This window comes from Stenotrophomonas sp. YJH_SMC_131 (assembly GCF_059367975.1).
This window is the reverse complement of sequence record NZ_JCAFRJ010000002.1, coordinates 213775-225943: the sequence shown is the minus strand read 5'-3', so window position 1 is coordinate 225943 and position 12169 is coordinate 213775. Positions and strand designations below refer to the sequence as shown.

Here is a 12169-nt window from a genome sequence, read left to right as displayed (position 1 = left end):
GAAAAAAGCAAAGTCAAAAGCTGTTGCCAACCAAGGTTGGCAGCTACCAAAGGCAGTCAACCGACGGGCAACCCACCGCACTCGCGGGACGAGTCCTGAGGCGGAGTGCATGGCCGTGCAGGACCGTTGGCGCCATGGGCCCGAGGCATGCCTCGGGCAGGTTGGGCAAGACGCCCAACCCCGGTCTTGCCGTGTGCGCAGGACAGCGCACACGAGCAAGGCGCCATCGAGCCCCCATGGGTGAGGGCGCTTTGCTTGCGAAGCACTGCTTCGCAAGCGCCCGAACGCACAGCCGCCAGCGGCTGGGCCGGACCGCGGAGCGGGGTTTACGGCGTGTCCTGCATGGCCATGCCCTCCGCCTCCCCCGCATCAGGAAGGCGCTGCTTTGGCTTTGGCTTTGGCTTTGAGCTTCGAAAAGCGGGCCGGCGGGCCGCAGGCCCGCCGGTGAACACCTCACCCCGCCACGATGTACTGCTGCAGCTGGTCCAGCTCGCGCCGCTGCGCATCAATCACCGACTTCACCAAGTCACCGATGGAGATCACCCCCAGCACCTGCGCGCCCTCCACCACCGGCAGATGGCGGATGCGGTAGTCGGTCACCAGTTGCAGGCAATGCTCCACCTGCTCACCGGGCGACACCGTCACCACCTGCGCCGTCATGATCTCCGCCACCGCGGTATCGCGCGATGAACGATCACGCAGCACGATCTTGCGCGCGTAGTCACGCTCGGACAGGATCCCGACCAGCCGCGGCCCGTCCATCACCAGTACCGCACCGATGCCCTTTTCCGCCATCAACCGGATCGCATCGATCACCGCCGCGTCCGGCGCGACCGCATGTACTTCAGGAGACTTGCCATCCAACAGCTGCCGTACCGTCGTCATCTGCCTGCCCTCCGAGGGTGGGTTGCAGGGCCGAGTCTGCCACGGCGGATGCTAGCCACGCGTCAACCAGGTACAACGGCCGCTGCTTGGACTCTTCGTACAGCCGCCCCAGGTACTCTCCCACCAGCCCCAGCGCGATCAACTGCACTCCCCCCAGGAACAGGATCACCGCCATCATCGTCGGCCAACCCGCCACCCGGTCGCCATACAGCGCCGCCTTCACGATCACCCACAGGCCGAACACGAACGCGACTGCGGCGGTTGCCAGTCCCAGGTAGGTGGCCGCCCGCAGCGGCACAGTCGAGAAGCCGGTGATGCCTTCGAGGGCGAAATTCCACAGCCGCCACAGGCTGAATTTGCTGGTGCCGGCCACGCGCGCGTGGCGGTGATAGGGCACGGCAATCCGCTTGAAGCCTACCCAGCTGAAAAGCCCCTTCATGAAACGGTGGCGCTCACGCATCCCGCGCAGGGCGTTCAGCGCGCGCGGGGACAGCAGGCGGAAATCTCCGGTATCGGCCGGGATCGGCGTACGCGACAGGCGACCCATCACCCGGTAGAACATCGCTGCCGTGGCGCGCTTGATCCAGGACTCGCCATCGCGGGCCATGCGCGTGCCGTAGACGTTGTCATGGCCCTCGCGCCAGCGCGCGACGAATTGCGGCACCAGCTCCGGCGGGTCCTGGCCGTCGGCATCGAGGATCATCGCTGCCCCCTCGTGCACCAGATCCAGGCCCGCGGTCAGCGCCGCCTCCTTGCCGAAGTTGCGCGACAGCTTCAGCGCCGAGACGCGCGCATCAGCCTTGGCCAACTCCGCGATCACCTCCCATGTGCGGTCATGACTGCCGTCATCCACATAGAGGATGTGGCCGTCGATGTCGGGCATGCCGTCCAGCACTGCGCACAGCCGTGGATGCAGCAGCGGTAATGCCAGGGCCTCGTTGTAGGCGGCGATGACAAAAGTGAGCCGTTCGCGGGTCATGCCCGGATTGTACATTGCCGGCCAGGCGCACGACCCGTCGCCCGCCGCTCACGCCACGCCTGCCTCAGTCCTCCGACAAGTATGACGCGCCTCCCAGCTGGCGCGCCTGGCGCTGGATCCATGCGGCGCGCCGCTGCACATACGGCCCCGGTGCGGCCGCGTTGTAGCGTCGCGGTGCCGGCAGTACCGCCGCCAGTCGCGCACTCTCGGCCGGGCTCAACCGGGCCGCGTCCTTACCCCAGTATTTCTGGGCTGCCGCCTGCGCACCGTACACACCATCACCGAACTCGGCGATGTTGGCGTACATCTCCAGGATGCGCTCCTTCGGCCACAGCGCCTCGATCAGCACCGTGTACCAGACTTCCAGGCCCTTGCGGATCCAGCTGCGGCCCTGCCACAGGAACAGGTTCTTGGCCACCTGCTGGCTGATCGTGCTGGCGCCACGCAGGCGCCCTCCCCTGGCGTTATGGTCGCGGGCCTTTTCGATGGCCTGCAGATCGAAGCCATTGTGGTCGGGGAAGCGCTGGTCCTCGGCCGCCACCAGCGAGATCGGCAGGCTCGGCGCCATCTGGTCGAGGTCGCGCCACTGGTAATGCAGCCGATAGGACCAGTCCGCCTCGCCCAGCGCCTCGCCGTAGCGCCACAGCATCACCGTGGACACCGGCGGGTCGATGAACCGCAGCACCAGCACCTGCAGGCAGCTGAAAGCAGCCAGCAGCACCGGCAGCCACAGCAGCCGCCTCCAGCGCCAGCGCCGCCGGCGCGGCGCGGCCACCTCCGCCACTACCTTGTGCTGCTCTCCCGCTGCCCCCATTACTGGTGCATCCTTCTTCTGTCTGGTTGTCGGCGCATTATCCGGCAACCGCCCCCGTTTACGCGCGATGTGAGCCGATGACCGCCAACTCCGATTCCCTGATCCGTTTCCTGCTCCCCGACGCCGGCGTCCGCGGCGTGCATGTGCACCTGCAGGCCACCTGGCAGGAAATCCTGTCCCACGCCGTGTACCCGGACGCCGCTGCCGAGCTGCTCGGCGAGGCCTGTGTCGCCTCGGCCCTGTTCACCGGCCACACCAAGATCGACGGCCGCCTGTCAGTGCAGCTGCGCAGCAGCACTTCCCTGCGCACCCTGTTCGCCGAATGCACCGCGGGCGGCACCCTGCGTGGCATCGCCCAGCTCAGCGAAGGCGCCGACGCGCCGCGTGATCTGTCCAGCCTCGGCGATGACGCCATCCTCGCCATCACCATCGAGAACCCCGGCCTGGACCCGCGCGAGCCGCAGCGCTACCAGAGCCTGGTCGCGCTGACCGCGCCGGAACTGGACGAGGCCTTCGAGGACTACTTCCGCCAGTCGGAGCAGCTGCCCACCCGCCTGCTGCTGGCGGCCGACCGCAACGGTGCCGCCGGCCTGCTGCTGCAGAAACTGCCGGGCGACGAAGGCGACGAAGATGGCTGGGCGCGCGCCAGCGCCCTGTTCGAGACCCTGGGCAAGGCCGAACTGCTGGCGACCCCGGCCGAGCAGCTGCTGCACCGCCTGTTCCACGAGGAGCGGCCGGAGCTGCTGGGTGAAAAGCCGCTCTCCTTCGCCTGCTCCTGCTCGCGCGAGCGGGTGGCCGGCATGCTGCAGTCGCTGGGGGAAGAGGAGGCCCGAGCGGCCGCCGAGGACACTGGCGCCGTCGAGGTGCGTTGCGAATTCTGCGGACGCGAGTATCACTTTCCATTGACGGAGTTCGGCATACTGTTCCACGGCGCCCAGGGGGCTGTACCGGCGCCTGAACGACTTCAGTGAACGGCAGTCTTGTACCTGGGGAGGATCAAGGCTTGTTAAGAATTCATAAACACCCTAGGATCGAGTTCCCGTCCCCACGGGAACTTCCGTTGTCTGTCCCTGTCTGAACTGGTCCGATGCGTACCTTCCTGCGTCTACCGCTGGCCCTGCTGATCGCCCTTGGCGCGATCACGGGCGTGCATGCGCAGAGCAAGGACACCCGCACCGTGCTGCCGGTCTGGAACAAGGGCAGCGGCAAGGTCGAGGCGCTGCTGTACCTTGAGCCGACCGGCGAACAGGCGGCCGGCGCCCGCTGGCATTTCGGCCGCAACTCGCTGGACGCGGCCTTTGGCCTGTCCTCCGGCGATTCGCTGGGCCTGCTCTGCAACAGCAGCAGCGGCACCAGCATCAGCGGTCTGGCCAGCCATTGCATGCTGGCCAGCCTGGGCGACGAGGATGATCTGAACAGCCGTCGTTTCAGCGGTACCGCCGCGCTGAACCGCGGCAACAGCCGCCTGGGCATCACCGCCGGCACTGGCCGTGAAACCCTGCCCGCCTGGTTGTCGGGCCCGAACAAGACGCCCTCGCTGCGTGCCGAGCAGAACGATCTGACCGTGTTCGCGCAGAAGAACATCGGTCGCGAAGGCTTCGTCTCCATTGCCGGTACCTACGCCAAGGCGCGCCTGGTTCCGCTGGCCGACGCCTCGCCGGCCATCGTCGATCGCTGGGACAGCAAGAGCCTGAGCATCGGCGCCGGTTACGGCAACTTCACCGGCAGCATCATCGGCCGCGTGGTCGACGTCCCGGGCAAGCCCGGCAAGTGGGAAGGCCTGGGCATCGGCCTGACCTGGCGTACCCCGTGGTCCGGCCAGCTCACCGTCGGCGCCGAGAATGTGATCAGCCGCGGCAAGAATCCGTTCTCCCCGCGCAACGAAAGCAACGACGACGGCACCGTGCCGTATGTGCGTTACGAACAGGATCTCTGATCCCGGTAAACAGGCTCAGCAACGATATTCCCAAAGGCGCCGAAAGGCGCCTTTTGCATGTGCAAGCCTGCCGCGCACTTGCGTAACCGGTAATCGCCGCTGGGCGATGAAACGCTGCGCACCGACATAGTGAGATACATTTCAATCGAAACTTTTTTCATCATTCTGCGTTAACAAACGAGGCAGAGCGCCCTGACCATGCCGGTAAACTATTGATTGGCATGGAAAAAGCGCATCTTTATCAAAATCACAGGCTTGATTAACACAGCTTTAATTCTTGGCGAACGCCCGTTACTATCGGGTCAGCCTCGCGATTTGGGAGCGCTTTTTCGCTCCCCCGCCGGGCATTAACCCCAGCCAAGATTTCTTGGAGAGAGAGAGCCAATGAAACTCAAGTCCAGCCAGCTGCGTGACGCAGTTGTGATCGCGCTTGTCGCCGGTGCCACCACCGCGACGGCGCACGCCCAGGAAGCCACCAACCTCGACCGCATCGAGGTCACCGGTTCGCGCATCCGTCAGGTCGATACCGAAACCGCCCAGCCCGTTCTGAGCATCAGCCGCGCTTCGATCGAGAAGAGCGGTTTCAAGACGGTCGCCGACGTCCTGCAGAACATCGCCGCAGCCGGCAGCCCGGCCATCAGCCGTTCCGAGCCGCTGTCCTCCGGTGAAGCCGTCGGTGGCTTCTACATCGACCTGCGCAACCTCGGCGCCGAACGCACCCTGGTGCTGGTCGACGGCAAGCGCCTCGGCGCCAGCGTCAGCGGCCTGCAGGACGTGTCGCAGATTCCGTCGGCCATCGTCGAGCGCATCGACGTGTTGAAGGACGGCGCGTCGTCGATCTACGGCTCCGACGCGATCGCCGGTGTGATCAACATCATCACCCGCAAGAACTTCCAGGGCCTGGAAGCCAACGCCTACGTCGGCCAGTACGGCGAAGGCGACGGCCAGAAGACCAGCTACGACTTCGTGGCCGGCTTCACCGGTGACCGCGGTTCGATCACCATCGGCGCCGAGTACGCCGAAGAAAAGGAAGTGTGGGCCAAGGATCGCTGGTTCAGCCGTTATCCGCGCACCACCTTCCACCCGGCCCAGAACTGGAGCCCGGTCAGCCAGTGGGGCACCATCATCGATCCGGATACCGATGACTGGCTGGTGCTGAACCGCGGTGGCGACTACCGCGACGTCAACCAGTACCACGACCAGGACTTCGCCGGCATCACCGGTGACACCAGCAACTCCAATACGCAGATGCACCTGCTGACGCCGACCAAGCGTCGCTCGGTGTTCGCCAACGTCCAGTACGACCTGACCGACAACATCCGCTTCGTCTCCGACCTGCTGTACACCCGTCGTGAGTCGCAGGCCCAGGTCGCAGGCTATCCGTTGCAGTCTGCGTCGTATGAGCGCCTGGGTGCCAAGTGGGATGCCGACAGCTACTACAACCCCTTCGGCAAGGACATGGGCTTCATGCGCCGTGGCTGGGAAGTGCCGCGCCTGTCGACCAACAAGCTGACCACCTTCCGCTTCACCGGCGCCCTGCAGGGCAGCTTCCAGTTCAATGACAAGTACTTCGACTGGGAAGCCGGCTACATCTACCAGAACTCGGAGAACCAGCAGAGCCAGACCGGCAACTACAACGTGCTGGCGGTCAATGCCGCCACCGGCCCGTCGTTCTACAACCCGGCCACCGGCCGCGTCGAGTGCGGCACGGCAGCAGGCCTGGTCGATGGCTCCAACCCGATCTATGGCCCGGGCGCCGGCGGCTGCCTGCCGTGGAACCCGGCCATTCCGTACGGCCGTACCGGTGACGGTGGCCTGACCGGCAACCCGGATCTGCAGCAGTTCCTGTTCCCGACCACCAAGAACACCGGTGAAGTCACCACCAAGACCTACTACGCGAACATCGCCGGCAGCCTGTTCACCCTGCCCGCCGGCGACCTGGGCTTCGCGCTGGGTTACGAGTACCGCGAGGACAAGGGTTCGTACAATCCGGACGCCCTGTCGCAGACCGGCTACTCGACCGACCTGGCCGCCGGCCCGACCGGTGGTGGTTACGACGTCAACGAAGTCTATCTGGAGCTGAATGTTCCGATCCTGGCCGACCTGCCGGGTGCCAAGGAACTGAGCTTCAACGCCGCGACGCGCTACTCGAAGTACAGCACCTTCGGCAACACCACCAACAACAAGTTCGGCCTGAAGTGGAAGCCGATCGACCAGCTGCTGGTGCGTGCGACCTACGCCGAAGGCTTCCGTGCGCCGACCATCGACAATCTGTACGGTGGCAGCTCGCAGACCTTCGCGTACTTCACCGATCCGTGCGATACCGACTTCGGTTCGACCGGCCAGCCGGGCGTCGCTGCCCGTTGCGCCGCGGCCATCGGCCCGACCGCCAGCACCTTCCGCCAGCTGCGCCAGGGCTACGTGCCGGCCAGCGGTCCGGATGAGCAGACGCCGGACCCGTTCAACGCCGTCTCCAACCCGAACCTGACTCCGGAAAAGTCCAAGTCCAAGACCGTTGGCCTGGTGTGGAGCCCGACCTTCGCCCAGGGCCTGAACATGAGCCTGGACTGGTGGAACATCAAGATCACCAACACGATCGTCACCGACAGCCCGGATGACCAGCTGAACGACTGCTACGTGCTTGGCATCGCCGAGCGCTGCAACTCGTTCACCCGTGATCCTAACCGTCACAACGTGATCAACCTGACCTACGCACCGCGTAACGCCGGTTACCAGGAAACCGAAGGCTTCGACTTCGACGTGGCGTACCGCTTCGAGACCGACAGCTGGGGTACCTTCAACGCCAACCTGCAGAACAGCTACGTCACCAAGAACGTGCTGAAGACCACCAATGCGCAGCAGGTGCCGGTGTCGATCCTCAACGGCTTCGGCAGCAACTTCCGCCTGCGTTCGAACCTGGTGCTGGGCTGGGAGCGTGGCGACTGGGGCGTGACCTGGGGCACCCGTTACTTCTCCAGCGTCAAGGAGCGTTGCTACTACAGCGACGAGTGCAGCCTGCCGGACTTCGGTTCGCCGGATCCGGTGCGCGACCAGCCGATGAACAAGCGTGGTTCGACCATGTTCCACGACGTCCAGGTTTCCTGGAACGCACCGTGGAATGCGACCATCGCCGTCGGCGCACGTAACGTGTTCGACCACTACGGCCCGCAGATGTACTCGGCACCGAACTCGCAGTTCTCCTATTACGGCGGCTACGACATCGGTCGCTTCATGTACATGCAGTACAAGCAGAAGTTCTGATCGCCAGTCTGATCAGCTGATGCAACAACGGCCCCGCAAGGGGCCGTTGTTCTTTGTGCGCCATGGACGGAGGCTGGCCGGCGCGCAACAAAAAAGGCCGCGGTGTCGCCGCGGCCTTCCTTCGACATCATTCCCGGGCGCTCATCCGTTCGGAATCAGCGTCTCGATCAGATGCTCGACGTACGCTTCGAAATCCTCGCGTGCCTGCTTGGGCTGCTGCAGCTGCAGCGACAACTGCAGGAAGCCGACATAGGCGGCATAGGCCAGGCGCGCGCGATGGCGTGCATCGGTCGAGCTGAGGCCGGCCTGGCGGAACGACGCGACCAGATAATCGAGGCGGCGCTGCGAGACGCGGTCGATCACCGGCCGCACCATCGGATGATCCAGTGCCTTCAGCAGCTCGCTGTAGATGATGTGCGGCTGCACTTCATGCGCCACCATCTGGAACAGCTGGCGCAGGCGCACGCGCGGATCCGGCACGTCTTCCAGGCTGCCGAACACCTGTTCCTGTTCGAACAGTTCCCAGCGCTCCAGCGCCGCCTGCAGCAATGCATCGCGCGAAGGGAAATGCCAGTAGAAACTGCCCTTGGTGACGCCGAGCCGCCGTGCCAGCGGCTCCACCGCGACGGCGCCGACACCTTGTTCAGCAATCAGATCGAGGGCCGCCTGGGCCCAGTCTTCGGCACTCAGGCGGCTGTTGCGGCCGGCGCGCGGTTCGCCGGCGGAAGCGTCAGGTTGATTCATGGGCTGATTTAACCATACGCCGGGGTTCGTTGCAGTACGCGGTTGCGGTCGAAACCGTCGCAGCCTCCCAGGCGAGGTCCATTCAGGGGACTTCCGCAGCGCACCATACCGTGCAGTATTGACTTCCCCCCGAACCGATCCATACTAGCAAGTATGGTTACGTCCCCACCTCCCGCTGCGTTCCATGACCTGCGCCTGGACGCCGCCCATGGCGCCCGCCTGGCCGCCACCGCCAGCGACCATGGCCGGCGCGGCCGGGTGCTGTTCGCGCATGGCTTCGGCCAGACCCGCCACGCCTGGAATGCCACTGCCCGCGCACTGAATGCCGCCGGCCTGCAGACGCTGGCCTACGACGCCCGCGGCCACGGCGATTCGGACTGGAATGCCGCCAACCTGCCCTATCACGGCGAACAGTTCGCCGATGACCTGATCGTGCTGGCCGGCGAGCAGCCGCGCCCGCCGGTACTGGTTGCCGCATCGATGGGCGGGCTGTTCGGCCTGCTGGCCGAGTCGCGCTGGCCCGGCCTGTTCTCGGCGATGGTGCTGGTGGACATCACCCCGCGCTGGGATACCGCCGGCGTCGAGCGCATCCTCGCCTTCATGACCGCCCATCCCGACGGCTTCGCTTCGCTGGCCCAGGCCGCCGACGTGATCTCGGCGTACATGCCGCACCGTCCGCGCAAATCCGAGCAGTCGCTGCGTGCGCTGCTGCGCGAGGACGGCCGCGGCCGCTGGCGCTGGCACTGGGATCCGCGCCTGGTGGCCGAACTGGCCCGCGACAGCGAACAGCACCAGGACGCACTGGCCGAGGCCGCGCGCCAGGTGAAGTGCCCGCTGCTGCTGGTCAGCGGCGGACGCAGCGACCTGGTCACGCCGCAGACCGTGGCCGAGTTCCTGGCGTTGGCGCCGCATGCGCGCCATGTGCAGCTGCCGCAGGCCACCCATATGGTCGCCGGCGATGACAACGACGCCTTTACCGCTACTGTGTTGGACTATCTGGACGTGTTGCCCGCAGCGGACGCTGCGGCTTCGTCCGCCACAAACGAGCACGTCACCGGAGCACGCTCATGAGCATCGTTCTTCCCTTCCTCGCCCTGCTGCTGGCAGGCGCGTTCGTCGCCTACCACCGCATGCGGCTGGTTACCTGGACGCTGATCAGCGTGGCCCTGCTGGCCGCCTGCTGGTTCATTCCCTACGTCAACCAGACCGCCACGATCGTCGCGGCCGCCGTGTTGGCCGTCATCGCCGTGCCGCTGCTGCTGCCGTTCATCCGCAAGCCGCTGCTGACCGGCCCGATGATGAAGGTGTTCCGCAAGGTGCTGCCGCCGCTGTCGCAGACCGAGCGCATCGCACTGGAAACCGGTTCGGTCGGTTTCGAGGGCGAACTGTTCACCGGTGATCCGGACTGGAACATCCTGCTCAACTATCCCAAGCCGCAGCTGACCGCCGAGGAACAGGCCTTCCTCGATGGCCCGGTGGAAGAGCTGTGCGCGATGGTCAACGACTGGGAAATCACCCATGTCCATGCGGACCTGCCGCCGGAACTGTGGGCCTTCATCAAGAAGAACAAGTTCTTCGGCATGATCATCCCGAAGGAATATGGCGGGCTGGGCTTCTCCGCACTGGCCCACCACAAGGTGATCCAGAAGCTGGCGTCGGTGTCTTCGGTGGTCAGCTCCACCGTCGGCGTGCCCAACTCGCTGGGCCCGGGTGAACTGCTGGTGCATTACGGCACCCAGGAACAGAAGGACCAGTACCTGCCGCGCCTGGCCGATGGCCGCGAAGTGCCCTGCTTCGGCCTGACCGGTCCGTTCGCCGGCTCCGACGCCACCTCGATCCCGGACTACGGCATCGTCTGCAGGGGCGAGTGGAACGGCGAGCAGGTGCTCGGCGTCAAGCTCACCTTCGACAAGCGCTACATCACCCTTGCCCCGGTCGCTTCGCTGATCGGCCTGGCGTTCCGCATGTACGACCCGGATGGCCTGATCGGCGATACCCGCGACATCGGCATCACCCTGGGCCTGCTGCCGCGCGACACCGCCGGCGTTGAAATCGGCCGTCGCCACTTCCCGCTGAACTCGACGTTCCAGAACGGCCCCATCCGCGGCAAGGACGTGTTCATTCCGCTGACCCAGCTGATCGGTGGCGCGGCCATGGCCGGCAAGGGCTGGAACATGCTCAACGAGTGCCTGGCCGTGGGCCGCTCGATCACCCTGCCGTCCACCGCCAGTGGTGGTGCCAAGGCCGGTGCCGCGGTGACCGGCGCCTATGCGCGCATCCGCAAGCAGTTCGGCCTGTCGGTCGGCCGCTTCGAGGGCGTGGAAGAAGCGCTGGCCCGCATTGGCGGCAAGGCGTACAAGATCAGTGCGCTGTCGCAGGCCACCGCCGCCGCGGTTGACCGTGGCGACGTGCCGTCGGTGCCGTCGGCGATCGCCAAGTACCACTGCACCACCATGAGTCGCGAAGTGATCTCGGACATGATGGACGTGATCGGCGGCAAGGGCATCATCCTGGGGCCGCGCAACTTCGCTGGCCGCAGCTGGCAGGCCGCGCCGATCGCGATCACCGTGGAGGGCGCCAACATCATGACCCGCAGCCTGCTGATCTTCGGCCAGGGTGCGATCCTGTGCCACCCGTGGGTGCTGAAGGAAATGAAGGCCGCGCAGGATCCGGATACCCGCGCCGGCCTGCAGGACTTCGACCGCAGCCTGTTCGGCCACATCCGCTTCGGCATCTCCAATGCCGTGCGTTCGTTCTGGTTCGGCCTGACCGGCGCGCGCTTCGGTGCCGCCCCGGGCGACGCCTATACCCGCCGCTACTTCCGCAAGCTGGACCGCTACTCGGCCAACCTGGCGCTGATGGCCGACATCTCGATGATGACCCTCGGCGGCAAGCTGAAGTTCAAGGAATCGCTGTCCGGCCGCCTGGGCGATGTGCTGAGCCACGTCTACATGACCAGCGCCATGCTCAAGCGCTACCACGACGAAGGCGCACCGCAGGCCGACCAGCCGCTGCTGGCCTGGGCCTTCCATGACAGCGTGCACAAGATCGAAGAGTCGCTGTCGGCCGCACTGCGCAACTTCCCGATCCGTCCGATCGGCTGGCTGATGTGGGCACTGATCTTCCCGCTGGGCCGTCGTGCCGAGGCTCCGGGCGATCGCCTGAGCCGTCGTGTCGCCGCCCTGCTGATGGCGCCGAATGAAGCCCGCGACCGTCTGGCCAGTGGCGTGTTCCTGACCCCGTGCGAGAACAACCCGGGCGGCCGTATCAACAGCTACCTGAGCAAGGCGATCATGGCCGAGCCGGTGGAGCGCAAGTTCCTGAAGGCGCTGAAGAGCAAGGGCATCGAGGCGCTGGACTTCAAGGCGCAGCTGGACGAAGCCGTGGCCGAGGGCGTGATCACCCAGGATGAGCGCAGCCTGCTGGAAGAGCTGCGCACGCTGACCCTGGACACCATCAGCGTGGACGACTTCGACACCCACGAACTGCGCGCGGCCAGCTACTACGACCGCCAGCACAAGGACCCGCATTCGCAGGCAGCCTGATCGCC

9 protein-coding genes are annotated in these 12169 nt (G+C 65.7%); 5 read left to right on the top strand and 4 right to left on the bottom strand.

Annotation, left to right across the window (positions count from 1 at the left end):
* Window positions 1-453: 453 nt before the first annotated feature.
* From AC5P56_RS04880 to mtgA, 3 genes are all read right to left on the bottom strand, one after another.
* Window positions 454-885, bottom strand: a complete 432-nt coding sequence (locus AC5P56_RS04880; protein WP_012511858.1) for a CBS domain-containing protein — start codon at window positions 883-885, stop codon at window positions 454-456.
* Window positions 845-1864, bottom strand: coding sequence for a glycosyltransferase family 2 protein (locus AC5P56_RS04875; protein WP_142235283.1), 1020 nt, complete (start codon window positions 1862-1864; stop codon window positions 845-847). Before AC5P56_RS04875 ends, AC5P56_RS04880 begins: the two co-directional genes overlap by 41 nt.
* 64 nt (window positions 1865-1928) lie before the next feature.
* Window positions 1929-2678 (bottom strand): monofunctional biosynthetic peptidoglycan transglycosylase, encoded by a 750-nt coding sequence (gene mtgA / locus AC5P56_RS04870; protein ID WP_049441304.1) that lies wholly within the window; start codon window positions 2676-2678, stop codon window positions 1929-1931.
* Between the two features lie 77 nt (window positions 2679-2755).
* Between mtgA and hslO the strand changes: the two genes are divergently transcribed.
* From hslO to AC5P56_RS04855, 3 genes are all read left to right on the top strand, one after another.
* Window positions 2756-3649: an Hsp33 family molecular chaperone HslO gene (gene hslO / locus AC5P56_RS04865; protein ID WP_049441306.1), complete on the top strand. Its 894-nt coding sequence runs from the start codon at window positions 2756-2758 to the stop codon at window positions 3647-3649.
* 116 nt (window positions 3650-3765) lie between these two features.
* Window positions 3766-4614, top strand: a complete 849-nt coding sequence (locus AC5P56_RS04860; protein WP_014648071.1) for an XOO1806 family protein — start codon at window positions 3766-3768, stop codon at window positions 4612-4614.
* A gap of 384 nt (window positions 4615-4998) precedes the next feature.
* A complete protein-coding gene (locus tag AC5P56_RS04855) occupies window positions 4999-7875 on the top strand; it encodes a TonB-dependent receptor plug domain-containing protein (protein ID WP_014648072.1) in 2877 nt (958 codons plus the stop codon).
* A 141-nt stretch (window positions 7876-8016) separates the two neighbouring features.
* Here AC5P56_RS04855 and AC5P56_RS04850 read toward each other — a convergent pair whose 3' ends face one another.
* Window positions 8017-8619, bottom strand: coding sequence for a TetR/AcrR family transcriptional regulator (locus tag AC5P56_RS04850; RefSeq protein WP_005418411.1), 603 nt, complete (start codon window positions 8617-8619; stop codon window positions 8017-8019).
* Window positions 8620-8772: 153 nt separating this feature from the next.
* Here AC5P56_RS04850 and AC5P56_RS04845 point away from each other — a divergent pair, with 153 nt between their 5' ends.
* Window positions 8773-9690, top strand: coding sequence for an alpha/beta fold hydrolase (locus AC5P56_RS04845; RefSeq protein ID WP_014648073.1), 918 nt, complete (start codon window positions 8773-8775; stop codon window positions 9688-9690).
* Window positions 9687-12164, top strand: a complete 2478-nt coding sequence (locus tag AC5P56_RS04840) for an acyl-CoA dehydrogenase (RefSeq protein WP_049441309.1) — start codon at window positions 9687-9689, stop codon at window positions 12162-12164. Before AC5P56_RS04845 ends, AC5P56_RS04840 begins: the two co-directional genes overlap by 4 nt.
* The last annotated feature ends 5 nt before the right edge of the window (window positions 12165-12169 follow it).

Bases quoted from the DNA above. Each gene is read 5' to 3' on its own strand.
- AC5P56_RS04845 (WP_014648073.1), top strand. From the start codon at position 8,773: ATGGTTACGTCCCCACCTCCCGCTGCGTTCCATGACCTGCGCCTGGAC.
- AC5P56_RS04875 (WP_142235283.1), bottom strand. From the start codon at position 1,864: ATGACCCGCGAACGGCTCACTTTTGTCATCGCCGCCTACAACGAGGCC.
- mtgA (WP_049441304.1), bottom strand. From the start codon at position 2,678: ATGGGGGCAGCGGGAGAGCAGCACAAGGTAGTGGCGGAGGTGGCCGCG.
- hslO (WP_049441306.1), top strand. From the start codon at position 2,756: ATGACCGCCAACTCCGATTCCCTGATCCGTTTCCTGCTCCCCGACGCC.
- AC5P56_RS04880 (WP_012511858.1), bottom strand. From the start codon at position 885: ATGACGACGGTACGGCAGCTGTTGGATGGCAAGTCTCCTGAAGTACAT.
- AC5P56_RS04840 (WP_049441309.1), top strand. From the start codon at position 9,687: ATGAGCATCGTTCTTCCCTTCCTCGCCCTGCTGCTGGCAGGCGCGTTC.
- AC5P56_RS04850 (WP_005418411.1), bottom strand. From the start codon at position 8,619: ATGAATCAACCTGACGCTTCCGCCGGCGAACCGCGCGCCGGCCGCAAC.
- AC5P56_RS04855 (WP_014648072.1), top strand. From the start codon at position 4,999: ATGAAACTCAAGTCCAGCCAGCTGCGTGACGCAGTTGTGATCGCGCTT.
- AC5P56_RS04860 (WP_014648071.1), top strand. From the start codon at position 3,766: ATGCGTACCTTCCTGCGTCTACCGCTGGCCCTGCTGATCGCCCTTGGC.